The 24,292-nt window shown below is 72.1% G+C and carries 28 protein-coding genes and 2 tRNA genes; 23 read left to right on the plus strand and 7 right to left on the minus strand.

The features are described from left to right. Positions 1 to 42 precede the first annotated feature (42 nt). From ACYVKX_RS11435 to ACYVKX_RS11460, 6 genes are read left to right on the plus strand one after another with little or no spacing between them, the layout of a single operon-like run. The gene (locus ACYVKX_RS11435; RefSeq protein WP_460832363.1) at positions 43 to 828 is read left to right on the plus strand and encodes a phosphosulfolactate synthase; all 786 of its coding nucleotides are present in this window, start codon (positions 43 to 45) and stop codon (positions 826 to 828) included. Beyond that, a complete protein-coding gene (locus ACYVKX_RS11440) occupies positions 818 to 1,714 on the plus strand; it encodes an XcbA family protein (RefSeq protein WP_460832174.1) in 897 nt (298 codons plus the stop codon). Before ACYVKX_RS11435 ends, ACYVKX_RS11440 begins: the two co-directional genes overlap by 11 nt. Then, positions 1,699 to 3,048, plus strand: a complete 1,350-nt coding sequence (locus tag ACYVKX_RS11445) for a lyase family protein (RefSeq protein ID WP_460832176.1) — start codon at positions 1,699 to 1,701, stop codon at positions 3,046 to 3,048. The genes ACYVKX_RS11440 and ACYVKX_RS11445 overlap by 16 nt, the downstream gene beginning before the upstream one ends. Then, positions 3,039 to 3,947 carry a pyridoxal-phosphate dependent enzyme gene (locus tag ACYVKX_RS11450; RefSeq protein ID WP_460832177.1) on the plus strand — a complete coding sequence of 303 codons (909 nt, stop codon included), beginning with the start codon at positions 3,039 to 3,041 and terminating at the stop codon, positions 3,945 to 3,947. The genes ACYVKX_RS11445 and ACYVKX_RS11450 overlap by 10 nt, the downstream gene beginning before the upstream one ends. Further along, positions 3,944 to 5,449 (plus strand): lyase family protein, encoded by a 1,506-nt coding sequence (locus ACYVKX_RS11455; protein WP_460832179.1) that lies wholly within the window; start codon positions 3,944 to 3,946, stop codon positions 5,447 to 5,449. Before ACYVKX_RS11450 ends, ACYVKX_RS11455 begins: the two co-directional genes overlap by 4 nt. A gap of 56 nt (positions 5,450 to 5,505) precedes the next feature. Beyond that, on the plus strand, positions 5,506 to 5,862 hold the full coding sequence (locus tag ACYVKX_RS11460; protein ID WP_460832181.1) for a hypothetical protein: 357 nt from the start codon (positions 5,506 to 5,508) through the stop codon (positions 5,860 to 5,862). A 195-nt stretch (positions 5,863 to 6,057) separates the two neighbouring features. On the opposite strand, the gene ACYVKX_RS11465 is transcribed toward ACYVKX_RS11460, so the two are convergent. After that, entirely contained in the window at positions 6,058 to 6,714 is a 657-nt protein-coding gene (locus ACYVKX_RS11465) for a cupin domain-containing protein (protein WP_460832183.1), read from the minus strand. Positions 6,715 to 6,797: 83 nt separating this feature from the next. Between ACYVKX_RS11465 and ACYVKX_RS11470 the strand changes: the two genes are divergently transcribed. The 4 genes from ACYVKX_RS11470 (at position 6,798) to ACYVKX_RS11485 (ending at position 9,379) form a co-directional block, all read left to right on the plus strand. Further along, positions 6,798 to 7,193 (plus strand): OsmC family protein, encoded by a 396-nt coding sequence (locus tag ACYVKX_RS11470; protein WP_460832185.1) that lies wholly within the window; start codon positions 6,798 to 6,800, stop codon positions 7,191 to 7,193. Positions 7,194 to 7,262: 69 nt separating this feature from the next. Continuing rightward, positions 7,263 to 8,585, plus strand: coding sequence for an FAD-dependent oxidoreductase (locus tag ACYVKX_RS11475; protein ID WP_460832187.1), 1,323 nt, complete (start codon positions 7,263 to 7,265; stop codon positions 8,583 to 8,585). Between the two features lie 9 nt (positions 8,586 to 8,594). After that, complete coding sequence (locus ACYVKX_RS11480) at positions 8,595 to 8,852, plus strand: hypothetical protein (RefSeq protein ID WP_460832189.1); 258 nt, start codon at positions 8,595 to 8,597, stop codon at positions 8,850 to 8,852. Positions 8,853 to 8,890: 38 nt separating this feature from the next. Then, entirely contained in the window at positions 8,891 to 9,379 is a 489-nt protein-coding gene (locus tag ACYVKX_RS11485; protein ID WP_460832191.1) for an MSMEG_0572/Sll0783 family nitrogen starvation response protein, read from the plus strand. 250 nt (positions 9,380 to 9,629) lie between these two features. On the opposite strand, the gene ACYVKX_RS11490 is transcribed toward ACYVKX_RS11485, so the two are convergent. Next, a tRNA-Arg gene (locus tag ACYVKX_RS11490) sits at positions 9,630 to 9,702 on the minus strand. Between the two features lie 148 nt (positions 9,703 to 9,850). Here ACYVKX_RS11490 and ACYVKX_RS11495 point away from each other — a divergent pair. Then, complete coding sequence (locus tag ACYVKX_RS11495; RefSeq protein ID WP_460832193.1) at positions 9,851 to 11,020, plus strand: LCP family protein; 1,170 nt, start codon at positions 9,851 to 9,853, stop codon at positions 11,018 to 11,020. Then, positions 11,017 to 11,187, plus strand: a complete 171-nt coding sequence (locus ACYVKX_RS11500) for a hypothetical protein (RefSeq protein ID WP_460832195.1) — start codon at positions 11,017 to 11,019, stop codon at positions 11,185 to 11,187. The genes ACYVKX_RS11495 and ACYVKX_RS11500 overlap by 4 nt, the downstream gene beginning before the upstream one ends. On the opposite strand, the gene ACYVKX_RS11505 is transcribed toward ACYVKX_RS11500, so the two are convergent. Genes ACYVKX_RS11505 through ACYVKX_RS11515 form a run of 3 tightly spaced genes read right to left on the minus strand, consistent with a single transcriptional unit; the run spans position 11,184 to position 12,537 of the window. Beyond that, complete coding sequence (locus tag ACYVKX_RS11505) at positions 11,184 to 11,552, minus strand: MscL family protein (RefSeq protein WP_460832197.1); 369 nt, start codon at positions 11,550 to 11,552, stop codon at positions 11,184 to 11,186. The two genes, ACYVKX_RS11500 and ACYVKX_RS11505, sit on opposite strands and share 4 nt — an antisense overlap. Positions 11,553 to 11,561: 9 nt before the next feature. Beyond that, the gene (locus tag ACYVKX_RS11510; protein ID WP_460832200.1) at positions 11,562 to 12,182 is read right to left on the minus strand and encodes an SAF domain-containing protein; all 621 of its coding nucleotides are present in this window, start codon (positions 12,180 to 12,182) and stop codon (positions 11,562 to 11,564) included. Positions 12,183 to 12,234: 52 nt separating this feature from the next. Then, positions 12,235 to 12,537: an FmdB family zinc ribbon protein gene (locus ACYVKX_RS11515; protein ID WP_460832203.1), complete on the minus strand. Its 303-nt coding sequence runs from the start codon at positions 12,535 to 12,537 to the stop codon at positions 12,235 to 12,237. Between the two features lie 85 nt (positions 12,538 to 12,622). Here ACYVKX_RS11515 and ACYVKX_RS11520 point away from each other — a divergent pair, with 85 nt between their 5' ends. After that, entirely contained in the window at positions 12,623 to 15,283 is a 2,661-nt protein-coding gene (locus ACYVKX_RS11520; protein WP_460832206.1) for a penicillin acylase family protein, read from the plus strand. On the opposite strand, the gene ACYVKX_RS11525 is transcribed toward ACYVKX_RS11520, so the two are convergent. Then, positions 15,171 to 15,746: a 5-formyltetrahydrofolate cyclo-ligase gene (locus ACYVKX_RS11525; protein WP_460832365.1), complete on the minus strand. Its 576-nt coding sequence runs from the start codon at positions 15,744 to 15,746 to the stop codon at positions 15,171 to 15,173. The genes ACYVKX_RS11520 and ACYVKX_RS11525 overlap by 113 nt on opposite strands. A gap of 32 nt (positions 15,747 to 15,778) precedes the next feature. Between ACYVKX_RS11525 and ACYVKX_RS11530 the strand changes: the two genes are divergently transcribed. The 10 genes from ACYVKX_RS11530 to ACYVKX_RS11575 all read left to right on the plus strand — a co-directional run bounded on the left by ACYVKX_RS11530 (position 15,779) and on the right by ACYVKX_RS11575 (position 23,041). Continuing rightward, positions 15,779 to 17,161 carry a UTP--glucose-1-phosphate uridylyltransferase gene (locus ACYVKX_RS11530; protein ID WP_460832209.1) on the plus strand — a complete coding sequence of 461 codons (1,383 nt, stop codon included), beginning with the start codon at positions 15,779 to 15,781 and terminating at the stop codon, positions 17,159 to 17,161. Next, entirely contained in the window at positions 17,154 to 18,386 is a 1,233-nt protein-coding gene (glp, locus tag ACYVKX_RS11535) for a molybdotransferase-like divisome protein Glp (protein ID WP_460832211.1), read from the plus strand. Before ACYVKX_RS11530 ends, glp begins: the two co-directional genes overlap by 8 nt. Then, positions 18,386 to 18,865, plus strand: a complete 480-nt coding sequence (gene moaC / locus ACYVKX_RS11540; protein ID WP_460832214.1) for a cyclic pyranopterin monophosphate synthase MoaC — start codon at positions 18,386 to 18,388, stop codon at positions 18,863 to 18,865. Before glp ends, moaC begins: the two co-directional genes overlap by 1 nt. Beyond that, positions 18,862 to 19,341 carry a MogA/MoaB family molybdenum cofactor biosynthesis protein gene (locus ACYVKX_RS11545; protein WP_460832218.1) on the plus strand — a complete coding sequence of 160 codons (480 nt, stop codon included), beginning with the start codon at positions 18,862 to 18,864 and terminating at the stop codon, positions 19,339 to 19,341. Before moaC ends, ACYVKX_RS11545 begins: the two co-directional genes overlap by 4 nt. Before the next feature lie 19 nt (positions 19,342 to 19,360). Then, positions 19,361 to 19,963 (plus strand): GNAT family N-acetyltransferase, encoded by a 603-nt coding sequence (locus tag ACYVKX_RS11550; RefSeq protein WP_460832222.1) that lies wholly within the window; start codon positions 19,361 to 19,363, stop codon positions 19,961 to 19,963. A gap of 61 nt (positions 19,964 to 20,024) precedes the next feature. Further along, the gene (gene sepX / locus ACYVKX_RS11555; RefSeq protein ID WP_460832225.1) at positions 20,025 to 20,858 is read left to right on the plus strand and encodes a divisome protein SepX/GlpR; all 834 of its coding nucleotides are present in this window, start codon (positions 20,025 to 20,027) and stop codon (positions 20,856 to 20,858) included. A gap of 50 nt (positions 20,859 to 20,908) precedes the next feature. After that, entirely contained in the window at positions 20,909 to 21,244 is a 336-nt protein-coding gene (locus tag ACYVKX_RS11560; protein ID WP_460832229.1) for an SRPBCC family protein, read from the plus strand. Positions 21,245 to 21,298: 54 nt separating this feature from the next. After that, positions 21,299 to 21,374: transfer RNA gene (locus ACYVKX_RS11565), tRNA-Ala, on the plus strand. Positions 21,375 to 21,530: 156 nt separating this feature from the next. Beyond that, the gene (locus tag ACYVKX_RS11570) at positions 21,531 to 21,764 is read left to right on the plus strand and encodes a helix-turn-helix transcriptional regulator (RefSeq protein ID WP_460832231.1); all 234 of its coding nucleotides are present in this window, start codon (positions 21,531 to 21,533) and stop codon (positions 21,762 to 21,764) included. 206 nt (positions 21,765 to 21,970) lie between these two features. Further along, positions 21,971 to 23,041 carry a site-specific integrase gene (locus tag ACYVKX_RS11575; RefSeq protein ID WP_460832235.1) on the plus strand — a complete coding sequence of 357 codons (1,071 nt, stop codon included), beginning with the start codon at positions 21,971 to 21,973 and terminating at the stop codon, positions 23,039 to 23,041. A gap of 2 nt (positions 23,042 to 23,043) precedes the next feature. On the opposite strand, the gene ACYVKX_RS11580 is transcribed toward ACYVKX_RS11575, so the two are convergent. Further along, positions 23,044 to 23,880: a tyrosine-type recombinase/integrase gene (locus tag ACYVKX_RS11580; protein WP_460832238.1), complete on the minus strand. Its 837-nt coding sequence runs from the start codon at positions 23,878 to 23,880 to the stop codon at positions 23,044 to 23,046. Positions 23,881 to 24,292: the final 412 nt, after the last annotated feature.

Genomic DNA, 24,292 nt, shown 5'->3' on the forward strand with positions numbered 1-24,292 from the left:
TAACCGCCTATATGAAACGAGTCCGAGGAGACGGAGTTGAGCGTGGCGCCAGACTTCCTCACGCTGCCGGAGCGGTCGACCAAGCCACGGTCGGCGGGGCTGACCCACGTGCTCGACAAAGGGTATTCGCCGGACCGGGTCGAGTCTGCCCTGCGCTCCTACGGCGCCTGGGTCGACGTGTGGAAGCTCGGCTGGGGCACGGCGTACGTCGAGCCGCACCTGGCGGAGAAGGTCCGGCTGCTGCGTGACCACGGAGTCCGGCTCTGCACGGGCGGCACGCTGCTCGAGATCGCCTGGGTCCAGGGGAGGACCGAGGAGCTCTTCGAGTGGGTGACGCTGGCCGGGTTCGACTGCGTCGAGGTCTCGCGCGGCGCGACCATGCTGCCGCTCGACGAGAAGCACCGACTGGTGGAGCGGGCCCGGTCGCTGGGCTTCGAGGTCTTCGCGGAGATCGGCAGCAAGGACCCCGAGGAGCCGGTCTCGGCGTCGGCCTGGGCCGCGGAGGCCGAGGCGGACCTCGCCGCGGGCGCGTCCTGGGTGGTGGCGGAGGGCCGCGAGAGCGGCACCGTCGGCCTGTACGACGGCACGGGTGCGGTCCGCGAGGACCTGCTCGACGAGCTCGCGGCGCTGCCGCACGCCGGCCGGATCGTCTACGAGGCGCCGCAGCGCTCTCAGCAGGCCGTGCTGATCCGGCGGCTCGGCTCCGAGGTCGGCCTCGGGAACATCGCGCTCGACGACCTGATGAGCCTGGAGACGCTGCGCCGCGGCCTGCGCTCGGACACCCTGTGCCACACGCGGGCCCTGGAGGAGAGCGGGCATGGCCACTGACGCGTCGGCGCCGAACCTCGTGCCGTCGCGTTACCGCCAGGTCTCGGTCTCGACCGTGCCCACGCTGGAGCCCGGGTGGCTCGTGGAGCACCTCACCGGCCGCGAGGTCTACTTCCGCACCCGGTTCGTGGTCGCCCAGTGCGAGGGCCGCCGGGCGCTGGTCGAGGTGGACCGGCCCGAGTCGGGCGAGCTGTTCGTGCCCACCGTGGCGGCCCGGGTCCTGGCCGGCCCCGACGAGTGCGGGTTCGTGGCCGACGAGTCGGTCGACACGGCGGTGCCCTCACAGCTCGCGGCAGCGGCGGCCCGAGTGCCGGGGGCGCGGTGCGTCGTCGTCGAGGGGCTCTACTCGCACGTGAGCTTCATCCTCAACCCGGCGCCGGTGCGGCTGCGGGTGGTCGACGTCGAGCCGCCGGGCCCGGCGAAGCTCGCCGACCAGGTCGCGCGGGTGCTCGCGCTCGCCGAGGACGTCCCGCCGGTGCTCGCCGAGGCCGAGCTGCACGACGTACGCCGGCTGCTCCCGGACCCGCCGCCGGCCGACGTGCTGCTGCCCTGCCGGGCCGCGGGCATGGAGTTCGCGGGCAGCGAGGTCTCGTTCCTCGACGAGCGCCCGGACGCACGTGACTGGACGCTGCTCGGCTGCGAGCGCTCCGACCAGATCCACCGGTGGTGCTACGGAGTTGCGCCGCGCCGGGTCGACACCTGCCCGCGGCAGTGGCTGCCCGTCGGGAGCGACGGCGTCACCCTGACCCGGTGCTGCCTGCTCCAGGAGGGCGTCGAGGTCGAGGGCGGCAACGTCGTGGTGCCGTGGGGCGCCTCGCTGGCCGAGGTGCACCGGGCCGTCGACGAGGTCGTGAGGCTCTCGGGGGTGGCGTGGACGGCCACCTGATCGACTCGGAGGTCTTCGGCCACCAGTGGAGCACGCCGCAGAGCCACGCGGTCTTCGACGAGCCGGCCCGAGTACGCCGCTGGGTCGACGTCATCGCCGCGCTCGCCGAGGCGCAGGCCGAGGTCGGGATCATCCCCGCGTCCTCGGCCGCGGCGATCGCGGAGCTGCGCGACCGGGACCTCGACCTCGCGGCCGTCGCCGAGCGCACCAGGACCACGTCGCACTCGACCCTGGGCCTGATCCAGGTGCTCCAGCAGCAGCTGCCACCGGAGGCCGCCGAGCACGTCTACTCCGGCACGACCGTGCAGGACGTCAGCGACAGCGCCCAGGTGCTCGAGCTCGCGGCGGTGGGCGACCTGCTGTGGCGCGACCTGTGGCGGGCCGAGGCCGCCCTCCTCGGGCTCGCGGCCCGGCACCGCGAGGACCCGATGCTCGGCCGCACCCACGGCCAGCCCGGTGCGCCCATCACGTTCGGCTTCAAGGCGGCGACGTGGGCCGATGAGCTCGGCCGCGGCCTGGAGCGGCTGCGCGAGGGCCGGGACCGGTGGCTGGTCGCCCAGCTCGGCGGCGCGGTCGGGGTGCTGGGCTTCTTCGGGGAGCAGGCACTGCCGCTGCGCGCGGCGTACTGCCGGCGGCTGGGGCTCGGCGAGCCGCCGATCTCCTGGCTCTCCACCCGCGACCGGCTGGCGGAGTTCGCCCAGGTCGCCGCCGCCGTCACCGCGACGCTGGCCCGGATCGCCAACGAGGTCTACGTGCTGGCCCGGGCCGAGGTCGGCGAGGTCCGCGAGCCGACCAGCAGCACGACGGTGGGCAGCATCACCATGCCGCACAAACGCAACCCCGAGGCCAGCGAGCAGATCGTCGCCCTGGCCCGGCTGGTCCGCTCGCTGGCCGGCGTGCTGACCGAGACGATGGTCGGCGACCACGAGCGCGACGCGCGCGCCTGGAAGACCGAGTGGGCGGCGTTCCCCGAGCTCTGCCACTACGCGCTGGCCGCCTCCGCCATGTCGCGCCGGCTGGTGGCCGGCCTCGAGGTCGACCCGGACCGGATGCTCGCCAACCTGGAGGCCGCCGGCACGTCCGGATCGGAGCGGCTGCTCAGCGTGATGTCCGCACGGCTCGGCAAGCACCGGGCCCAGGCGGCCCTCCAGGACGCCTACGCCGAGGTGGCCCGCAGCGGCTCCCCGCTGACCGTGGTGCTCGCGGGCCGGGTGCAGCCCGACGAGCTCGCCGAGCTGGGCCGGGTGCACACCGGTGCCGCGGCCGCGATGGCCGACGAGGTGGTCGCCCGGGCGACGCGGCGCCGGGCGACGGAGTCCGAGTCGTGGCGCTAGAGCTCGCCCGGCTCCCGACGCCGCTGCACCATGTCGCGGACCTCGGGGCGCCCGGCCTGACCGACCTCTGGCTCAAGCGCGACGACCTCACCGGCTGGGCCTGGGGCGGCAACAAGGTGCGCACCGTCGAGTCCGTGCTGGCCGACGTGCTGGAGCGCCGGGTCGGCACCGTCGTCGTCGCCGGCGCCCCCGCCTCCAACTTCGCCGCGCTGCTCGCGGTCGCCGCCGCGGGCTGCGGGCTCGCGGTGCACCAGGTCTGCCACGGCCGGCCCCGCTCCGCCACCGCCCTCGCGCTCTCCCGCCAGGCCGGGGCCGCGGTCACCTTCACCGGCTCCGACGACAAGGGGTCGATGGAGACCGGCGCCCAGGCGCTGGCGCGCGAGCTGGGCGGGTACGCCGTGCCGCGCGGCGGTGCCTCGGCGGTGGGTGCGCGCGGCTTCGCCGTCGCGGCTCCCGAGCTGGTCGCGCAGCTGGACGAGGCCGGTCTCGGCGCGGTCACCGTGGTGCTGCCGGTCGGCTCGGGCGGCAGCATCGCCGGGCTGCTGGCGGGCCTGGCGCGGCACGGCCTGGACGACCGGGTCCGGCTGGTGGGGGTCTCGGCGACGCGGGCCCCCGACCCGGAGCGCATCATCGCGCGGGCGACCGAGACCGCGCGGCTGTTGGGCGGACCCGACCCGGGAGCGGACCTCGTGCTCGTCGACGGACGGGCGGGCGAGGACGACGGCCTGGCTGCGACCCTGCTGCGCGGCAGCGGGTTCGTCGCCGACCCGGTCTACAACGTCAAGGCCCTGCGGTGGCTGGGCCGGCACCGCGGCGAGCTGGCCGGACCGGTCGTCTACTGGAGCACCGGCGGCCTGCTCGCCGCCGCCGACGCACTCACCGAGGAGTCAGGGACATGACCGCAGCAGACACCCACCGCCGGGCCGAGGGGCCGTCCAAGGACCAGCCGGCGCGGCAGCTCATCGACGCCGGCTTCGCGTGGGAGATCGCCGACGCACCGCTGCTGCACCACGGCCTGAACCTCGCGGACATCGCGCACGTCCTCGACCTCCGGCACCGCCGGCTGGTCCCGGAGCCCGCGGCGGCCCGGCTGCTCGGCGTACTGCTGGAGGCCCACGGCACCGCGCCCGAGGACTTCCCGTACCACGCCGAGTACGGCGAGCCGTACAACTCCCGCGAGCGGCACTTCGTGGCCACCATCGGCGACGACGCGGGGTGGCTGCACGCCGGCCGCCCGCGCCGGGAGGCGGCGCGGGTGGCGTTGCGGCTGCTGCTCCGCACCCTCGCGGCCGACCTCGCGGTCGCGGCCGCCGACTTCGCGACGACGACCTGCCGCACGGCCGCGCGCTGCCGCGAGGTCTTCATGCCCGACCAGACCTACCTCCAGCAGGCCCAGCCGTCGACGTTCGGCCACTACCTGCTCGGCTTCGTGCCGCCCGCGCTCCGGGACGGGCAGCGTCTGCTCGGCGCGCTCGCCGAGGTGAACACCAGCCCGGGCGGTGCCGGCTGCGTCAACGGCAGCCGGCTGCTCGAGGACCGCCAGGTCGTCGCGGACCTGCTCGGCTTCGACGGCGTCATCACCCACACCCGCGACGCGATGTGGCAGACCGACACCTTCATCGACCTGCTGGCCACCAGCGTCAGCCTCCTCTCCAACCAGTCGAAGCTCGCCGAGGATCTCGAGATCTGGTCGAGTCAGGAGTTCGACTACATCGACCTCGCCGGCCCCTACACCCGCGCGTCGGTGCTGATGCCGCAGAAGCGCAACCCGTACGCGCTCTCGATCGTGCGCGGCGCCGGCGGCGTGCTGATCGGCAGGCTCGCCGGCTTCCTCGCCGTGGTCAAGAGCCCCTCGGCCCGCAGCGACAACCTGATCTTCGCCTACGGCGAGATCCCCAAGGCGCTCGACTTCGCCGCCCGGGTGACCGCGCTGATGGACGGTGTCGTGGACACCATGACGGTGAACGCCGAGCGGATGTGGGAGCGCCTCGAGGAGGGCTACACCCAGGCCACCGACCTCGCGGAGTTCGTGATGCTGCGCTGCGGCATCGACTACCGCGCGGCGTACCTCGTCGTCGGGGAGGCGGTGCGCACCGCCAGCCGCGACGGCGTACGCGGGGTCGACATCTCCTCCGGAGACCTCGACGCGGCCGCCGCCGACGTCGTCGGCCGCCCGCTCGGCCTCGACCCCGAGGAGGTCCGCGCCGTCCTCGACCCGCGCACGATCGTCGCCACCCGCAGCGCCCTCGGCGGCGCCGCCCCGGAGGCGGTCTCGGCGATGGTCGACGACTACCTCGTCCGCGCCGCCGACCTCGAGAGGCAGGCCCGCCACGCCCTGGAGACCTACGCCGTGGCCGAGGCTCGGTTGGTGGCCCGCGCGCGGCAGGCCGCGCGCGGTTGAGCGAGCGCTGCAACGGCGTGCAACGTCGGTGCAACGGCGCGAGCCAGGCTCCCGTCATGGAACCCACACCCGACCGCTGCGGCTGCCGTTTCGAGCAGAGCGCTCCCGCCCATCACCGCCGGCTCGTCGCCCTCGAGCACGAGCCGATGACGTCCCTGGTCGAGCTGATCGAGATGGCCGCCACCTGGGGCGAGCTCGAGTTCGGCGAGTCGGAGCCGGTGATCGCGCCGGCCGACTGGATCCAGTTCGCCCAGGAGCACGCCTGGAGCGACGCCGACCGCGTGTTCGACGCCCTCGTCGCGCTGTCCTCGATTGCGCTGTCCTCGGTTGCCCCCGCCCGATCCTCGCTGGCGACCGTCACGCCCCTGCCGCTCGCGGCGCGCTCGGTCGAGCCGGTGTTCGCCACGGTCTGAGTACGTGTTGAGAGAGGGTCATGGCCTGCTGCGCGCCGCCCCGGCACGCACCTGGACCGCGTTGTCGTCGGTCGCCGGGACTCCGTCCCGCCTCCCTCCTCCGCCTTGCCAGGCACGCACCGGATGCGACGCTCGCGACGGCCGACCCCTTTCTCAACACGTACTGAGCCTGCGTCGGGCCGCGGCCGGACCGGGTCAGCGCCGCTCCGGCACCGACGCCCAGATCGCCCTGGTCACCCGGCTGGTGGGGTTGCGCCAGGCGTGGGCCTCCTCGGACCGGAAGTGCAGCGAGTCGCCGGCGGTCATCCGGAAGACCTGGCCGCCCACGGTGAGTTCCAGGGTGCCCGAGACGACGTGCACCAGCGTCTCGCCCGCCGGGTCGGCGGCCTCGTCGGACCGCGCCCCGCCCGCGACCTCCCGGACCGCGGCGTCGAGGTCGAACGGTCCCGACCCGGCGCTGATCCTGCCGATCTCGACCTGTCCGTCGGTGGACGTCCTGGTGGGGCGCTGCCGGGCGGGCGTGTAGACGACGGGGGAGGCGGCGTCCCCGGCCTCGTTGACGAAGTGGGCCACCGGGACCTGGAAGGTCGCCGCGAGCTTCAGCAGCGTCGTGATGGTCGGCACCATCGTGCCCTGCTCGACCTTGTGGATCGCCGCGGGCGAGACGTCGGACCGGTCGGCGAGTTGCTGGAGGGAGAGGCCGTGGCGAGACCGTAGTGCGTGCAGCCGGGGACCGATGCCCGAGACGACCTCGGTGACCTCGGACTCGCTCAGGGGCGCGGTGCTGAGCCGGTCGACGGACACGGCTTCGGGCCCGGCCGCCGCGCGGGATGGGGATGAGGAAGGGGACACGGCGTTCAGGCTAGCTCATGGTCGACCCGCGAGAATCGTTTCTCATCTTGTGTGTTCATCTCAGATCGGAGACATTCATCACCGTGAGAACCGTCCGGAGCACCTGGCAGAGCGGCTACCACTGCACGGTCGAGGCCGGCAGCTTCACTCTCGATGTCGACGAGCCGCCCGAGGCCGGCGGCACCGACCTGGGTCCGCAGCCGACCGACCTGTTCCTCGCCTCGGTGGCCTCCTGCTTCACCCTCGCGATCAGCTACGCCGCGAGGAAGCGCTCCGTCGACCTCTCGCACCTGTCGGTCACGGTCACCGGGGAGTACGACGGGCTGCGGTTCGCCTCCGTGCACGTGAGCGCCGAGGTCGGCGCGCCCGAGGACGAGCTCGCCAGTCTGGTCGCGACCGCGGAGCGCGTCTGCTACGTGACGAACACGCTGCGCCGAGGTGTCGAGCTGACGACCCGGGCGGCCGTCGTCACGCCTTGACCAGCGCTCAGCCGGGTATCTACTATCAGACACAATTATTTAGGATCAGATTCGAAGAAAGAGCGCTACGTGAAGATCGTCGTCATCGGCGGGGGTGCCGCTGGGCTCGGCGTGGCCGGCGCGGCCAAGGGCCACGACCCGAGCGTGGAGACCGTCGTCTACACCGAGTTCGAGGACGTCGCCTACAGTCCGTGTGGGATCCCGTTCGTGCACGGCAAGGAGATCGAGTCCTTCGAGAAGCTGTTCCTCGCCACCAAGGAGCAGTACGTCGCGCAGGGCATCGACGTCCACTACGAGACGACGGTCGAGAGCATCGACACGAGGTCGAGGACCGTCAAGGTGCGCGGCGAGGGCGAGGTCTCCTACGACGAGCTCGTGCTCGCGACCGGCTGGAACTACGACACCCCGGATCTCCGCGGGGTCGATCTCGGCGGGATCTACCACGTCAAGAACATCCGCGCCGCGATGGAGTGGGACAGGTTCCTCGACACCGTGAAGTCCGCGGTCGTGGTCGAGTCCGGACCGATCGCCATGGAGATGGTCTCCGCCCTCCGGCACCGGGACATCGAGGTCACCCTGGTCGACCCGGGCCCATGGCCGATGGCCGACGTGATCGACCCCGAGATCGTGGAACCGGTCCGCAGGGACTGGGAGGAGTCCGGGGTCCAGCTGAAGTTCAACGAACGGGTCACGGCGTTCCACGGCACCGACACGCTCACCCACGTGAGCACGACGTTCGGCGCCGTCGAGGCCCAGCTCGCGATCATCGGCAGCCACAAGGTGGCCAACACCGCGCTGGCGAGCGCGGCCGGCATCAAGCTCGGCAGCACCGGCGGCATCGCGGTCGACGCGCGGATGCGCACGTCCGACCCGCACGTGTACGCCGCCGGCGACTGCGCCGAGATCCCGCACGGTGTCTCGGGCGTTCCGCTGCAGGGACTCTCCGGCAGCCACGCCTACGCGCAGGGCAAGACCGCGGGCATCAACGCTGCCGGCGGCCACCGGGTGCACGACCCGGTGGTGGTGCCGTGGGGCATGCTCGCCGGCCAGTGGATGATCGGTGGGGTCTCCTTCGGCGAGACGCTCGCCACCGCCCTGGGCCTGCCGTTCGTCACCGGCGTGGCCAACGGCATCACGCGGGCGCGCTACTACCCCGGCGTCAAGCCGATCACCGTGAAGCTGCTCGCGGACCCGGCCACGAGGCGGCTGATCGGCGCCCAGATGGTCGGCGGCGAGGGCATCAAGGAGCGGGCCGACTTCCTCGGCGTGGTGGCCAGGACCGGGGTCACCGTCGACACGCTCGCCACGATGGAGAACGTCTACTCACCCGCCATCGGCGCGCTCAACGAGCCGATCGCCATGGCGGCCCAGAACCTCGTGTCGAAGCTCTGAGGCGCGACGGTGTCCTTCTTCCGCTGGCTCCGCTCGAACTCCGAGCACGCCCTGCTGCGCGACGCGCAGAGGCGGATGGCCGCCAAGTACGGCGCCAACCCGCCGGGCCGCCCGCACGGGCTCGAGGACCGATGGTGGCGTCAGGTCTTCACCCCGCTCTACCGCATCCTGCCGTGGCGGCTGCGGCGAGCGGCCATGCAGCGGATCCCCGGCAGCCACCGGATGGGCTGGCCGCACCCGACCTACCTCCCACCGCACGATCAGTGAGAAGCAGCACCCAACACCAATCAAGAAGGAGTCAGCCGATGCCGAAGACCGTCACTATCGACCCGCCCCAGGAGGGCGACATCCTGTTCGACGTCGAGCAGAAGGTCTTCCCCGACCTGCAGGCCAACGAGGGGGAGAAGGCCTACGTCTTCATGCACACGGTGCCCTTCGAGGGCTCGGTCGGGCTGGTCAACATGCTCACCGCCACCCGCCTCCAGCGGAAGGGCTTCGAGCTCACCTTCGTCCTCTACGGGCCCGGCGTGCTCATGGCCTCGGCCGCCCGCGGCTACCCCTCGGTCGGCTCCGAGGGCTTCCCCGGCAACCTCGGCTACAACAAGCAGCTCAAGACGCTCATCGACGAGGGCGCCAAGGTCTACGCCTGCCGGTTCGCGATGGGCGCGCTGTACGGGATGCGCGAGGACGACCTGATCGAGGGCGTGCAGGCGTTCAACCCGCTCGACGTCCTGGACGCCAACATCCAGGCCTGGCGCGAGAAGGCGATCATCTTCTCGACCTGGACGCTCTAGGGACGTTCTGGGCACTTCCACCACCTGTTCGAAGAGCAGGAGCCTGGGCGCCGCGGGGTCGTCCTGGGTGGCCCCAGATCGCTGGGTGCCCCAGGCCAGAGTCGAACTGGTGACCTTTCGCTTCCGGGCTGTGGTGGAGTGCGGCTGCTCTGGGTGTGGATCGCTGGGTGCCCCAGGTAGGAGTCGAACCTACGACCTTTCGCTTCCGGGCTGTGGTGGAGTGCGGCTGCTCTGGGTGTGGATCGCTGGGTGCCCCAGGTAGGAGTCGAACCTACGACCTTTCGCTTAGGAGGCGGCTGCTCTATCCACTGAGCTACTGGGGCCGGGGACGAGGGTACAAGAGACGTCCGGCAGCCGATCCCCGTGGCGGCGTGCCGCCGTTTTGTCCGAAGCCGCTGGTCACAGGGACACTTAAGGATCGAGCCGTACCCTCGGCCGAGCCCGACTCCCGACCTCCTGAGGTGCCACCGCATGCCCGACGCTGCGTCCGAGCACGAGCAGCGCGACCCCGGCGCACCCAGACGCAAGGCGAAGACCCGCAAGCGGCACACCGTCGCGAAGGTGCTGGTCGCGACCGTCGTCGTCCTCGGCATGGTGACCGGCCTCGGCACCATCTGGCTCTACCGGCACCTCAACGGCAACCTCAACGTGCTCGATCCGAGCGCGCAGATGTCGAACCGGCCGGACAAGGTCGACGTGGAGGGGCCGAAGGAGCCGCTCAACATCCTGGTGATGGGCTCCGACAGCCGCGACTGCGAGGGCTGCAACATCGACAACCTCACCGGCGGCGGCCAGCGCTCGGACACCACGATCCTGCTGCACGTCTCCGCCGACCGGCAGCGTGCCTACGGCATCAGCATCCCGCGCGACTCGATGGTCGACCGTCCCGAGTGCAAGACCGCGGACGGCCAGACGATCCCGGGTGCCGACAACGTGATGTGGAACGAGGCGTTCGGGCTCGGCGGCCCGGCCTGCACGATGCAGCAGTTCGAGCAGCTCACCGGCGTCCGCCTCGACCACTTCGTGGTGGTGAACTTCGAGGGCTTCAAGGACATGGTCGACGCCGTCGGCGGCGTGGAGATGTGCATCCCCCAGCCGATCGACGATCCTTCGCACGGCATCAACATCGAGGCCGGCACCCGCAAGCTCAAGGGCGCCGAGGCGCTCAACTACGTCCGGGCCCGCTACTCGATCGGCAACGGCTCCGACGTGGGACGGATGAAGCGCCAGCAGGCGTTCATCGCGTCGATGACCAGTGCCGTGGTGTCCGCGGGCACGCTCGCCCGGCCGGACCGGCTGGTGCGGTTCCTCAACGCCGCGACCAGCTCGCTCACCGTCGACCCCGGCCTGAAGAACGTCGTGAAGATCGCCGACCTGGGCCTGCAGTTCCAGAACACCGGCCTGGACCAGATCCAGTTCCTCACGATCCCGAACATGCCGGACCCGCAGGACCCCAACCGCCTGGTGTGGACCCAGCCGCAGGCCCAGCAGGTCTGGGACAAGATCGCCAACGACGAGCCGCTGACCAAGAGGCTCACCCAGGACGTCATCTCCGCCGGCAACCTGCCCGGGAGCGGCGGCGGGCCCAAGAGCCAGGCCGACCAGCAGGCGCTCGCCGACGCCGGGCTGTGCACGTCGTGAGGGGGAAGCCCGCCGAGTCGGACTGGGAGCGCCGCAAGCGGCGGGCCGAGGTCTTCGGCGACCCGATGCCGGACACCACCCGCGACGAGCGCGGGGACGCGCCGGAGCGCGACGACGAGAGCGACCGATGGCTGCGGGAGCAGGTGCCCCCGCACCATGGTTCCTAGGCCGGCGGTCCCTGCCGCGCGGCGAGCAGGTCGCGGATCTCCTCGAGCAGCTTGACGTCCTCGGGCGTGCCGGGCTCCTCGCTCGGGAAGTAGCGCTCCTTGGCCACCGTGTACGGCTTCACGATGAGGAAGTAGACGACCGCGGCCATGATCGCGAACGAGATCAGCGCGGTGAGCCACGCGCCGACCGAGACGCCGCCGGGTGTGTAGCTCGAGAAGTTGGGCGTGCCGCCGACCTTGCCGATGAGGTCCATGATCAACTTCACGGTCGCGGTGATCACGGCTGCGAACGCGGTTGCCATGATGAACGCGACGGCGAGCTCGACGAGGTTGCCGCGGAGGATGAAGTTCTTGAAGCCGGTCATGTCGGCACGTTAGCCGGTGAACGCGACGGTGAGGAACGTCCGCGCCGCAGCGTCCGCCACCGGAGGTACGTCGGACGGCGGCACGCCGAGCACGACCAGCCGCCCGCCGAGGCCGGCGACGCCCGGGTCGCCCTCGTCGGCGGGGAGCGCCAGCACCGCGGCGTCCGCGGCCACCACCGTGGCCGGTCCGCCCTGGGGGTCGGCCGCGACCAGGTCGACCCGGTCGCCGACGGTCAGCAGGCCCGCCACGCCGGCGTCCGGGAGCCGCACCGGGACCGCGGCCAGCCCCGGGTAGCCCTCGGTCAGCCCGGGCCCGACCAGGCGCACGTCGGTCAGCGGCTCGCCCGCGCGCAGCGGCGCGGCGAGCGTCCGCCCGACGGCCGCGTCGACGATCCCGGCGGGCACCGAGCCGGGCACGAACCCGACCGTGCGCAGATCGGCGTCGGTGAGCACCGCGCCGGACGGCAGGTCGCGGGCGGCGACGGTCACCGGCACCTCGGCCGGCGGGGGCGCGGTGGCCGCCTGCAGCGCCGCCGCGACGGCGACGGCGGTCAGCAGCGCGGCGAGCAGGCGGCGCCGGGCCAGCACGGCACGGCGTACGGATCGGAGCAGGGCGGCGAGGCGGCGCATGGCCGCGACGCTAGGCGGGATCGGCCGGACGCGCTGCGGCTCTCCACAGGCCTCAGTCGGAGGAGCTCGAGGAGGACGCGGCGGCGGCCGCCGGAGCCGGCTTCGAGTCGGTCTTCGTCTCCGTCTTGCTCTCGCCCTTGGTCTCGGTCGTCGGGGACGAGGAGGAGGTGTCGGACGCGGAGCGGCTGTCGGTGCGGTAGAAGCCAGAGCCCTTGAACACCACGCCCACGGCGTTGAACAGCTTGCGCAGCCGGCCGCGGCACTCGGGGCACTCGGTGAGCGCGTCGTCGGAGAAGCTCTGGGCCTGCTCGAAGGCGTGGCCGCACTCGGTGCAGGCGTACTGGTAGGTCGGCACTGTCCCCTCTTTCGCTGGTAGAGCCTCCGCTGGCACTCGGGCCAAGCGAGTGCCAATGCTACGACACGGCACAATGGCGGGCGACATGGCTGCGGGGACGGTGGGGGCGACGGGGTTCCGGGGCTGGCCGCGGGCCGCCCGGCTCGCGACCTACGTCGCCGGCGCGCTGGCGCTGCTCCTGGTCGCCGGCCTGCTGACCGGCGTCTACCTGGTGCGCCGGCCGTTCCCGCAGACGACCGGCACCATCGACGTACCCGGCCTGGAGGGCACCGTGGAGGTGGTGCGCGACGAGTCCGGCATCCCGCAGCTCTACGCCGACTCGATGTCCGACCTGATGATGGCGCAGGGCTACGTGCACGCCCAGGAGCGGTTCTTCGAGATGGACGTGCGGCGCAAGGCGACCGCCGGGCGGCTGGCGGAGATGTTCGGCAAAGCGGCGCTGGAGAGCGACGAGTACGTCCGCACCATGGGCTGGCGGCGGGTCGCCGAGCAGGAGCTCGCGCTGGTGACGCCGGAGACGCGCGCCGCGCTGACGGCGTACGCCGCCGGGGTCAACGCCTACCTCGACCAGAGGTCGCCCAGCCAGATCGCGGTCGAGTACACCGTGCTCAACGCCGGCGGGCTGGGCTACGAGCCCGAGCCGTGGACGCCGGTCGACTCGATCGCCTGGCTCAAGGCGATGGCGTGGGACCTGCGCGGCAACATGACCGACGAGATCGACCGCGCGCTCGCGCTGGCGAGCAACTCCGCCGCGCAGGTGGCCGAGCTGTACCCGCCCTACGACTACCGCGCAAATGCGCCGATCGTGTCGGGGGGAGCGGTCGTCGACGGCGTCTTCGAGCAGGACGCGACCGGGCCGGGCACGCGCAACCCGACCCGGCCGGCGTACACCGCGGACATGCGGGCCGCACTGACCCGGCTCCGCGCCGGGATCGCGGACCTGCCCGAGCTGCTCGGCCGCGGCGACGGCCTGGGCAGCAACAGCTGGGTGGTCAGCGGCGAGCGCTCGGAGACCGGCGCCCCGCTGCTCGCCAACGACCCGCACCTCGGCGTGAGCATGCCGGGCATCTGGATGCAGATGGGCCTGCGCTGCCGCACGGTCAGCGAGGAGTGCCCACTGGACGTCTCGGGGTTCACGTTCTCCGGCGTCCCGGGCGTGATCATCGGCCACAACGCCGACATCGCCTGGGGCTTCACCAACCTCGGGCCCGACGTCAGCGACCTCTACCTCGAGCGGGTCGAGGGCGACCGGTGGCGCTACGACGGGAGGTGGCGCCCGCTGCGCACGCGCACCGAGACGATCGCGGTGGCCGACGGGCCCGACGTGGAGCTCACCATCCGCGAGACCCGGCACGGCCCGCTGCTCTCCGACGTGGCCGACGACGTGGCCGCGGTCGGGCGGGGCCGCTACGCCGTCGCGCTCCAGTGGACCGCGCTGGAGCCCTCGCGCACCATGGACGCCGTCCTGGCGATGAACCGGGCCGCCGACTGGGACAGGTTCCGGGCCGCGGCGGCGAGGTTCGCCGTACCGGCGCAGAACCTCGTCTACGCCGACCGGCAGGGCAACATCGGCTACCAGGCGCCCGGGCGCATCCCGATCCGCAAGTCCGGCAACGACGGCCGGCTGCCGGCGAAGGGCTGGCTGCCGGAGGACGACTGGACCGGCGACTACATCCCGTTCGACGGGCTGCCCAGCCTGCTCAACCCGGACGAGGGGTTCATCGTCACCGCCAACCAGGCCGTCACCGGCCCCGACTACCCCTACTTCCTCACCGACGACTGGGACCGCGGCTACCGCTCGCAGCGCATCCGCGACCTGATCGAGGAGCAGGGGAGGCTCTCCGTCGACGACATGCTCGCGATCCAGCTCGACGACCGGCATCCGATGGCGAGCGTGCTCACGCCGTACCTCCTCGACCTCGACCTGGGCGGCGGCTACTACGCCGCCGGCCAGCGCGAGCTGCGCGGCTGGGACGGGCGGCAGCGCGCCGACAGCCCGGGCGCGGCGTACTTCAACGTCGTCTGGCGCAACCTGCTGGCGCTGACGTTCCAGGACGACCTGCCCGAGGAGGCCTGGCCCGACGGCGGGGACCGGTGGTACGCCGTGGTCACCGACCTGCTCCGCGAGCCGGAGAGCCCGTGGTGGGACGACAAGCGCACCGAGGACGTCACCGAGACCCGCGACGACATCCTGCGCCGGGCGCTGCTCGACGCCCGCGACGAGCTCACCCGCCGGCAGGCGCTGGACCCGAGCGAGTGGTCGTGGGGCCGCCTGCACCGGCTCGACCTGCGCAGCCCGACCCTCGGCGAGTCCGGCATCGGGCCGGTCGAGTGGCTGGTCAACCGCGGCGGCTGGGAGGTCGGCGGCGGCGCCTCGACGGTGAACGCGACGTCGTGGGACGCGAGCGAGGGGTCGAGCGAGGGATATGGCGTCGACAGCGCGCCGTCGATGCGGATGGTCGTGTCGCTGGCGGACTGGGACGACTCGCGCTGGATCAGCCTCACCGGCGTCTCCGGCCACCCGTTCAACGAGCACTACACCGACCAGACCGAGCTCTGGGTCAGGGGCGAGACGCTGCCCTGGGCGTTCAGCGAGAGGGCCGTCGAGGACGCCGGCGAGGACGTGCTGACGCTCAGGCCGGCCGGCGGATCCCCGTCGGCGTCGCCACGAACAGCACCGGCCGGTCGTGCGGCTCGACCGGGACGTCGACGCCGACCTCCTCGTCGTAGAGCAGGGCGCAGGTGAAGGTGCCGACCGGCACCCGGCCGAGGGCGCGGTCGTAGCAGCCGCCGCCGCGGCCGAGCCGGACGCCGGTGGGGGAGACCGCGAGGGCGGGCACGAGCACGACGTCGGCGGTCCCGATCGAGTCCGGCCCGAGCGGATCGGCGGTCGGCTCCAGCAGCCCGAACCGCGCGGGCACGAGCCCGTCGGGGCCGGTGTAGACGGCCCAGTCGAGGTCCCTGTCGGGCAGTACCACGGGCAGCACCACCCGCTTGCCGGCCGCGCGCAGGCCGTCGAGCAGCGGGCCGGTGCCGGGCTCCCCGTCGACCGAGACGTACGCCGCCACGGTCGCTGCCCGCCGTACCGCATCGGAGGCGAGGAGGTGCCGGGCGATCGCGCGCGCGGCCTCCCCGACCTCGGCGAGCGGGCGGCGGTTGCGGGCGGTCAGGAGCCGGTCCCGGGCCGCGACTTTGGCGGGTGATTGCATGGCCGTCACACGGGAAGCCTACGATCGTGGGCATGGGTAGTGCTGGCCTGAACAGGGCACGCGAGAAGATGGCTGCGGCCGGCGTGGACGAGGTGGCGATCGAGACCTTCGCCCACTACTACCGCCTCCTCGAGCACGGCGAGACCGGGATGATCCCCGAGTCGACCATCGAGCCGGTCGACATGGAGTCGCTGGCGAGCGTGGAGGTGCCCGACGAGGACGCCGCGGCCGCGATCCGCGGGACCGCGGTGATCAAGCTCAACGGCGGCCTCGGCACCTCGATGGGCATGGACCGCGCCAAGTCGCTCCTCTGTGTGCGTCGTGGGCTGTCCTTCCTCGACGTGATCGCCCGCCAGGTCCTGCACCTGCGGCAGAGGTACGACGCCCCGCTGCCGCTGCTCCTCATGAACAGCTTCCGCACCTCCGGCGACACGATGGCGGCGCTGGCGCGCTACGACGACCTCCCGGTCGAGGGTCTGCCGCTGGAGTTCCTGCAGAACAAGGAGCCCAAGCTGCTCGCCACGGACCTCGCCCCGGCGAGCTGGCCCAAGGACCCCGACCTCGAGTGGTGCCCGCCGGGCCACGGCGACATCTACACCGCGCTGCGCGGCACCGGCCTGATCGACCTGCTGCTCGCCGCCGGCTACCAGCGCGTCTTCGTCTCCAACTCCGACAACCTCGGCGCCGTACCCGACCCGCGGATCGCGGGCTGGTTCGCGACGACCGGGACGCCGTTCGCGATCGAGGCGGTCCGGCGTACTCCCTCCGACCGCAAGGGCGGCCACTTCGCGCGCCGCAGGGCCGACGGCCGGATCGTGCTCCGCGAGAGCGCGCAGACGCTGGACGCCGACCGGGAGGCGCTGGCCGACCTGGACCGGCACCGGTTCTGCTCGACCAACAACATCTGGTTCGACCTCGCCGCCATGAAGCAGGTCCTCGACGAGCGCGAGGGCATCCTGGGCCTGCCGCTGATCCGCAACGTGAAGACGCTCGACCCCGGCGATCCGTCCACGCCCGAGGTGGTCCAGATCGAGACCGCGATGGGCGCCGCCGTCGAGGTGTTCGAGGGGTCCCGGCTGCTCGAGGTCGGCCGCGACCGGTTCGTGCCGGTGAAGACCACGAACGACCTGCTGGTGCTGCGCTCCGACGTCTACGACATCGGCTCGGACTTCGTGCTCGACCAGGTGTCCGCCGAGATCCCGTTCATCGACCTCGACGGCGACTTCTACAGGCTGGTCGGCGAGTTCGACAAGCGGTTCCCGGAGGGGGCGCCGTCGCTGCAGCGGGCGTCCTCGCTGCGCATCGACGGCGACTTCACCTTCGGCCACGGCGTCCAGGTGGTCGGCGACGTGGCGCTCGAGGCCGGCTCCGCCCAGCGGGTCGCCGCCGACACCGTCCTCGCGACCGATGGCTGACGGCCTGCTCTCGGTCGACGACCACCGGGAGCGGATCCTCGAGGCCATCGAGCCGCTGCCGGCGTTCCCGCAGCCGCTGATGGAGGCGCTGGGCCTCGCCGCGGCCGAGGACGTGGCCGCGACGATCGACCTGCCGTCCTTCGACAACTCCGCGATGGACGGGTACGCCGTGCGGCTCGCCGACGTCGCCACGGCATCGGAGGAGTCGCCGGTGCACCTGCCGGTCGTGGGCGAGATCGGCGCCGGGCAGGCCCGGCTGCTGGCGCTTCCGCCGGGCACCGCCGTGAAGATCATGACCGGCGCCCCGGTGCCCACCGGCGCGGACTCGGTGGTGCCCTACGAGTGGACCGACCGCGGGGTCGCGCAGGTCCGGATCGACCGGGCGCCGGCGTACGCCCAGCACGTCCGGCCCGCCGGCGACGACGTGGAGGCCGGCGACGTGCTGGTGTCCGCGGGCGCCGTGCTCGGCCCGCGCCACGTCGGCCTGCTCGCGGCGGTCGGCCGCGTGACCGTGCTCGCCCGCCCGCGGCCGCGGGTGGTCGTGGTGTCGACCGGCTCCGAGCTGCGCGAGCCCGGCACCGAGCTCGGCCACGACTCGATCTACGACGGCAACTCGTTCCTGCTCGCGGCGGCCGCGCGGCGGGCGGGCGCTGTGGCCTACCGCGTCGGCATCGTGCCCGACGAGCCGCGGCTGTTCCTCGACGCGATCCAGGACCAGCTGGTCCGGGCCGACGTCGTCGTCACCAGCGGCGGGGTCTCGCAGGGCGACTACGACGTGGTCAAGGAGGCGCTGTCGCCGCTCGGCACCGTGTGGTTCGGCGGTGTCGCGATGCAGCCGGGCAAGCCGCAGGGCTTCGGCCACGTCGGCGAGGACCGGACGCCGATCTTCACGCTGCCGGGCAACCCGGTGTCGTCGTACATCTCCTTCGAGCAGTTCGTGCTGCCGGCGCTCCGCAAGCTGATGGGCCGGACGCCGTACGCCCGGCCGATGGTGACCGCGCGGCTCACCCACGACCTGCGCTCGCCCGACAACCGGCGGCAGTTTGCGCGGGCGTCGTACTCGATCGAGAAGGACGGGCCGGCGGTCACGCCGGTGGGCGGACACGGTTCCCACCTGATCGGCGATCTGGCACAGTCCGACGCGCTGGTCGTGGTGCCCGAGGGCGTCGGCACGGTGCCCGCCGGCGAGCAGGTGCAGGTGCTGAGGCTCGACGAGGAGTTCTGATGGCTGAACCGTCTGGCCGGCTCACCCACGTCGACGAGTCGGGCGCCGCCCGGATGGTCGACGTGTCGGGCAAGGACGTCACCGCCCGCACCGCCTCGGCCTCGGGCCGCGTGCTGGTGTCGGCCGAGGTCGTCGCGCTGCTGCGCGGCGAGGGCGTGCCCAAGGGCGACGCGCTCGCGGTCGCGCGGATCGCCGGGATCATGGGCGCCAAGCAGACCCCGGCGCTGATCCCGCTCTGCCACCCGCTCGCGGTCTCCGGCGTCACGGTCGACCTGGCCGTGGCCGATGACGCCGTCGAGATCACCGCGACCGTGCGGACCGCCGACCGCACCGGCGTCGAGATGGAGGCGCTGACCGCGGTGTCGGTGGCCGCCCTCACCGTCGTCGACATGGTCAAGGCGGTCGACAAGGGCGCGGTCATCACCGACGTGCGCGTCGAGTCGAAGTCCGGCGGCAAGAGCGGGGACTGGTCGCGGTGACCGCTCTCCGCGCCGAGGTCGTCGTGGCGTCCAACCGGGCCGCCGCCGGCGTCTACGAGGACATCACCGGGCCGGTGCTCGTGGAGTTCCTGCGCGAACTGGGCTTCCTGGTCGAGTCGCCGGTCGTCGTACCCGACGGCGAGCCGGTGGGCGCCGCGATCGCCGCGGCCGCCGACGGGGGAGCGCGGGTCGTGCTCACCACCGGCGGCACCGGCCTCACGCCGACCGACCGCACGCCCGAGGTGACCCGGGCGCTGCTGGACTTCGAGGTGCCGGGCATCGCCGAGGCGATCCGGGCGTACGGCGTCGCGCAGGGCGTCCCGGCCGCCGTACTGTCCCGTGGGCTGGCGGGCGTGGTCGGCTCCTGCCTGGTCGTGAACCTGCCCGGCTCGCGCGGGGGAGTGAAGGACGCGGTCGCCGTGCTGCGGCCGATCCTCGTGCACGCCGCGGAGCAGGTCGTCGGGAGCGACCACTGATGCGAAGCATCGAACGGGCATGACCGACGGGTGGCCCGCCTGGCTCACCTCGGACGAGGTGACCGTCCGCCCCCTGGCCTACCGGGACGCCCGCGCCTGGCGCGACGCCCGCCGCCGCAGCGCGGCCTGGCTCCGCCCGTGGGACGCGACCGTGCCGCCGGGCGCGTCCGCGCGGCCCTCGACGTTCCGGTCGCTGGTGCGGCGGCTGCACAGGCAGGCACGGGCCGGGACGACGTACCCCTTCGCGATCGACGTGGCCGGCCGGTTCGCCGGACAGATCACCGTCAACAACATCGTGCGCGGCTCGGCGCAGTTCGCCTCGATCGGCTACTGGCTGGACCGGCAGTACGCCGGCCGCGGCGTGATGCCCCGGGCGCTCGCGCTGGTCGTCGACCACTGCCTCACGACGGCCGGCCTGCACCGGATCGAGGTGGCGATCCGGCCGGAGAACTCCAACTCCCTGCGGGTGGTGGAGAAGCTCGGGCTGCGGGAGATCGGCTACGCCCCGAGGCTGCTCCACATCGACGGCGACTGGCGCGACCACCGCCTCTACGCGGTCACCCGGGAGGAGTGTCCGGAGGGCCTGCTCGCCCGGCTCGCATCCCACGAGTCACACGAGTGATTTCACGACACACCTGTTGACCTCCGTCACGGCGTGAGGTAGCGCTCCTAACCTCTGACTCGTGGACCTGAGCGCACTGATCTTCGTCGCCCTCGCCGTGGCGTGGGCCGTCTACCTCGTCCCGAAGGCGCTCCGCCACCACGACGACGTGGCGCGCAGCCGCTCGGTCGAGCGGTTCTCGCACTCGATGCGGGTGCTGGCGCGGCGCGAGCCGGTCAGCAAGAAGAGCGCGCGGCTCGTCGTCACCCCCGGCCGCCCGGCCGCCGAGGCCACCCCCGTCACCGAAGTCCCCGTCACCCCGGACCGGATCCGGGCCCAGCGCGCAGCGGCGAAGCGGGCGACCAAGCGGCGTCGGAACGTGCTGGTGCTCGTTCTCGTGGCGAACCTCGCGACCGCCGGCGTCGCGGGGTTCGGCGTCATCGCCTGGTGGTACGTCGCCATCCCGGCAGGCATCCTGGTCGCCTGGCTGGTGACCTGCCGGATCATGGTCAGGGGCGAGCGTCGCCGGATGGTCGCGCCGTCCTCCCGGATCCCGGTGGAGAAGCCCTCCGAGGACGAGGTCGAGGCGCCCGAGGACCGGGTCGACGGCAGGGTGCTCGTCGAGGAGGAGGTCTCCGACGAGGTCGACCCGATGGCCGACACCTCCGCGGGCATGGCCGCGGTCGTCGACCCGGCGCTGTGGGACCCGGTGCCGGTCACCCTCCCGACGTACGTCGGCAAGCCGGCCGCCACCCGCCGTACCGTCCGCACCATCGACCTCGAGGGCACCGGCGTCTGGACGTCCGGCCGCACCGAGGCCGACGCGGCCCTCGCCCGCGAGGCCGACCAGGCCGACCAGGCTGACCGCGCGGCCCGCGAGGCACGCGAGTCCGGCGAGCGCGCCACCGGCTCCTGATCGTCCGAGGGGTCGCGCGCTCGTTCGACACCACGCTGGCGTACCGCTTCGTGCACCGGTACGCCGCCATCCCGCCCGTCAAGCTGGTGCGTGACCAGGAGCAGTGGGACGCCGCCGGCTGCACCCTCCGCGTGACGCTCACCGAGGTCGACCGCCCGCACGCGTTCGCCTACCGACTCACCGGCCCGATGGGCCTGCTCGCCACCTCGGTCGACGGCCGCTTCGCCTTCGCCCCCGCCGGCACCGGCGTCCGCGTCACCTGGTCCTGGGTGGTCCACCCGCGCGGCGCCCTCGGCAGCGCCGCGATGCCGCTCTTCGAGCGGATGTGGAACCCCTACGCTCGCACCGCCCTCGCCCGCCTCGAGGCCGCCCTCATCCCCTCCTGACCCGATTCGGCCCCCACCGGGGTCCGGTGCTAACGTTTCGCACCGCAACAACCTGGGGCTGTGGCGCAGTTGGTAGCGCGTCTCGTTCGCAATGAGAAGGTCAGGGGTTCGAATCCCCTCAGCTCCACCAAACTCGCTGGTCAGAAGCCTGCACGGATCCTGAAATCAGGAGAAGGCAATGGCAACTCAGCGGAAAGTCAGCACTAAGTCGATCGGACGCAAGGGGTACTCGGCCCGCCTTGGCCGGTCTCGGCCGGCCAAGGCGCGGCTCGCACACCTGGTCTGTATGACGACCACAACACCCTCCGAGACCGGGCTCGGCCCCGTCCTCACCCTGTCCCAACTCGCCTCCCAGCTCGGCGTCACCGTCCAGACCCTGTACGACCTGCGCAGCCAGGGTCGTGGCCCACGCGGGTTCCGCGTCGGCCGTGAGCTCCGGTTCCGGGTCAGCGAGATCGACTCCTGGCTCGCCCAACTTGAGGACGACGACGCCGAGCGACACCCCCGACAGGCCGGCTGATGCGCACCGGAAGACCACGCACCCCGATCGGCACCCACGGTGCCATCAACACCCGCCGCGACAGTGGCCGCGTCGTGGCCGAGACCAGAGTCCGCGACCTCGACGGTCGCCTCCGCCAGGTGAGAGCGTCGGGGCCTACCGCAGCGGCCGCGCGGACTCGGCTGCTCGAGCGCATCCGCGAGCGCCCGTCCCTCCCGAGCGCCGGCGTGCTGCGGCCCACGAGCTCCTTTGCCGATCTCGCTGACCTGTGGCTGACCGACCTCGAGCAACGTGACCTGGCCGGCAACACCAAGGAGAACTACCGGGCCTGCCTGCGGCTGCACGTCCGACCGGCCTTCGAGCACTACACGCTCGTCGAGGTGACGACCGGCCGAGTCGAATGGTTCCTCGCGAGACAGGCGAAGGTCTCGCCCTCGCAGGCCAAGCAGAGCCGCACCATGCTCAACCTGCTCTTCGCCTTCGCGTTGCGACACGACGCCATCGCTCGCAACCCGGTCGAAGGAACGTCGCAGCTGCGACGGGCCAAGGCCACACCGCAAGCGCTGACGATCGAGCAGATCGCTGCGATCCGGGAGGCAGGAGCTTCGTGGCGCACCGAACCAGGACTCCCCGGGCCCAAGCCGGATGGCCAGGTCCGGGACATCATCGAGGTCCTGCTCGGCACCGCGATGCGTCCGGGTGAGGTTCTCGCGCTGCGCCCCAGCGACATCGAAGACCTCCCCACCGGGATGATCGCCAGCGTCAACGGCACCGTCGTCCAACGCAAGGGGAGCGGCGCCGAGAGACAGCCGCGACCCAAGACCGACGCGTCCATCCGGTGCATCCCCGTCCCCGAGTTCGCCGCCGACGTGCTGCGACGTCGCATCGCTGGCATGCCCAGCAGCGCCGGTAGCCGGACCATCTTCGCCAGCCGCAACGGCAGCGCCCTCAGCCCGTACAACGTCCGCCGCACGTTCCGAGAGTTTCTGCAGCTCGCCGGCCTCGGTGGCAGCGGCATCAGTCTGCGCTGGTACCGGCGGACCGGAGCGACCGTGATCGCGCGTGGGATCGGGACCGACGCTGCGGCAGCATTCCTCGGGCACACTTCCACCGTGATCACGGAGGGTCACTACATCGAGCCGGACCGTGCGATCGATCCCACGCCCGCCATGCACCTCGAACGAACGCTGCGGCCGTCCGAGCCGGACGGCGCGCTTCTCGCGAACCGGCCGGCGGACAGAGAGGAGGAACTGTTCGCGACCCTGGATCGCGAAAGCGATGACGACGCGGTTGTCTAGCATCAGCTGGGCAGCTCGCGTGTCGGCTCGGTCGTTGAGACACCTCGACGGAACAACTCGGGCGTGACCCACCCAAGACCAGCCTCACGGCGAATCTGTCGCCACCGGCGCTCGACGTTGTTGACCTGCTGCCACGTCACGTTCCGGGTAGGGAAAACGGCATCGAGGAAGTTGTCCGGCATGTCGCGGCGGCGAGTTTGAAGCATCATTGCCGCTGACTCAGGCAGGGCGACCAGGCGCGGACGGGCGATCGGCTTCCGGTAGGTCCCCACGCCAGACTCCGTCTTGATCGTCGCGTTGATCTCGACGACCCTCGCCCCAAGGTCGATGTCACGCCAGCGGAGCGCGAGCACCTCGCCGATCCGCGCCCCGGTCGCGAGCATCACCTCGATGATGTCGGCGATGTTGCCCGATGACTTCGGCCCTGAGCGCTCCTTGCTGAGCCATGCGTGCACCGCTGTGCGCACGGACTCGAGTTCAACTTCGGTGAGCGACGGATGGTCAGGCGCGGGTCGGCTGATGCTTAGCGACCCTCGTACCGGATTAGCGGTCAGCGCGCCGAGCGCGACCGCGGTGTCCAGCATCGCGCCCAAGACGACCTTTGCCTTGCGCTGGCGGTTCAGGCTCTGTTCTCCCAGTTCGAGAAGCACCTCGTTGATCCGGCCTTTCGCGACCTCACTGATGATCAGAGCGCCAATTCTGGGAATGACGAGATTGCGCAGGACGCGCTCGTACTCATCGATCGTTGTCCGGTCGAGCCGTTGCTCGGCTCGCAGCTGCTCCACCCAGAACCCGACCAGGTCGGCGACGGTCGTCCGCGGGGTGATCGTGGTGTTCATAGTTGCTCCCTCGTGACGGGGTCGGGTGCCCTCGCCTTGAAGGTGTGCAGTTGTTACCTCGCGACCTGTAGCCGCCTCGTCGCCATCTGGGGTCGCGACCTCAAATCCAGAGGTCGCAGGTTCAAATCCTGCCCCCGCTACTGAAAACTGGCCCGTGACCTGCGGAAACGCAGGTCACGGGTCACTCGTCATTTGAGCCATTCCGGCTTGTGTCGCGCTTTCGTGACCCAGAAACCGCGGTGGTCGCGAAGCGAGGCGCGGCCCGAGGGGGCCCGAGTGACGACGCGGTCCATAGCCAGCGAACCGAGGCGTGACCGGAATGGCGCCGATGTCTCGGGCCTTTGGAGGCGCGGCGGACTTAGCCCCGCGCGGGATCAGATGTCGTAGTTCTCGTTGGCTCTCGTTGGTCTTC

Source organism: Nocardioides hungaricus, assembly GCF_054782915.1.

Coding starts and splice junctions, on each gene's coding strand:
- ACYVKX_RS11440 (WP_460832174.1), top strand. CDS start 818: ATGGCCACTGACGCGTCGGCGCCGAACCTCGTGCCGTCGCGTTACCGC.
- ACYVKX_RS11455 (WP_460832179.1), top strand. CDS start 3,944: ATGACCGCAGCAGACACCCACCGCCGGGCCGAGGGGCCGTCCAAGGAC.
- ACYVKX_RS11460 (WP_460832181.1), top strand. CDS start 5,506: ATGGAACCCACACCCGACCGCTGCGGCTGCCGTTTCGAGCAGAGCGCT.
- ACYVKX_RS11485 (WP_460832191.1), top strand. CDS start 8,891: ATGCCGAAGACCGTCACTATCGACCCGCCCCAGGAGGGCGACATCCTG.
- ACYVKX_RS11495 (WP_460832193.1), top strand. CDS start 9,851: ATGCCCGACGCTGCGTCCGAGCACGAGCAGCGCGACCCCGGCGCACCC.
- ACYVKX_RS11505 (WP_460832197.1), bottom strand. CDS start 11,552: ATGACCGGCTTCAAGAACTTCATCCTCCGCGGCAACCTCGTCGAGCTC.
- ACYVKX_RS11510 (WP_460832200.1), bottom strand. CDS start 12,182: ATGCGCCGCCTCGCCGCCCTGCTCCGATCCGTACGCCGTGCCGTGCTG.
- ACYVKX_RS11520 (WP_460832206.1), top strand. CDS start 12,623: ATGGCTGCGGGGACGGTGGGGGCGACGGGGTTCCGGGGCTGGCCGCGG.
- ACYVKX_RS11525 (WP_460832365.1), bottom strand. CDS start 15,746: ATGCAATCACCCGCCAAAGTCGCGGCCCGGGACCGGCTCCTGACCGCC.
- ACYVKX_RS11530 (WP_460832209.1), top strand. CDS start 15,779: ATGGGTAGTGCTGGCCTGAACAGGGCACGCGAGAAGATGGCTGCGGCC.
- glp (WP_460832211.1), top strand. CDS start 17,154: ATGGCTGACGGCCTGCTCTCGGTCGACGACCACCGGGAGCGGATCCTC.
- moaC (WP_460832214.1), top strand. CDS start 18,386: ATGGCTGAACCGTCTGGCCGGCTCACCCACGTCGACGAGTCGGGCGCC.
- ACYVKX_RS11550 (WP_460832222.1), top strand. CDS start 19,361: ATGACCGACGGGTGGCCCGCCTGGCTCACCTCGGACGAGGTGACCGTC.
- ACYVKX_RS11570 (WP_460832231.1), top strand. CDS start 21,531: ATGACGACCACAACACCCTCCGAGACCGGGCTCGGCCCCGTCCTCACC.
- ACYVKX_RS11580 (WP_460832238.1), bottom strand. CDS start 23,880: ATGAACACCACGATCACCCCGCGGACGACCGTCGCCGACCTGGTCGGG.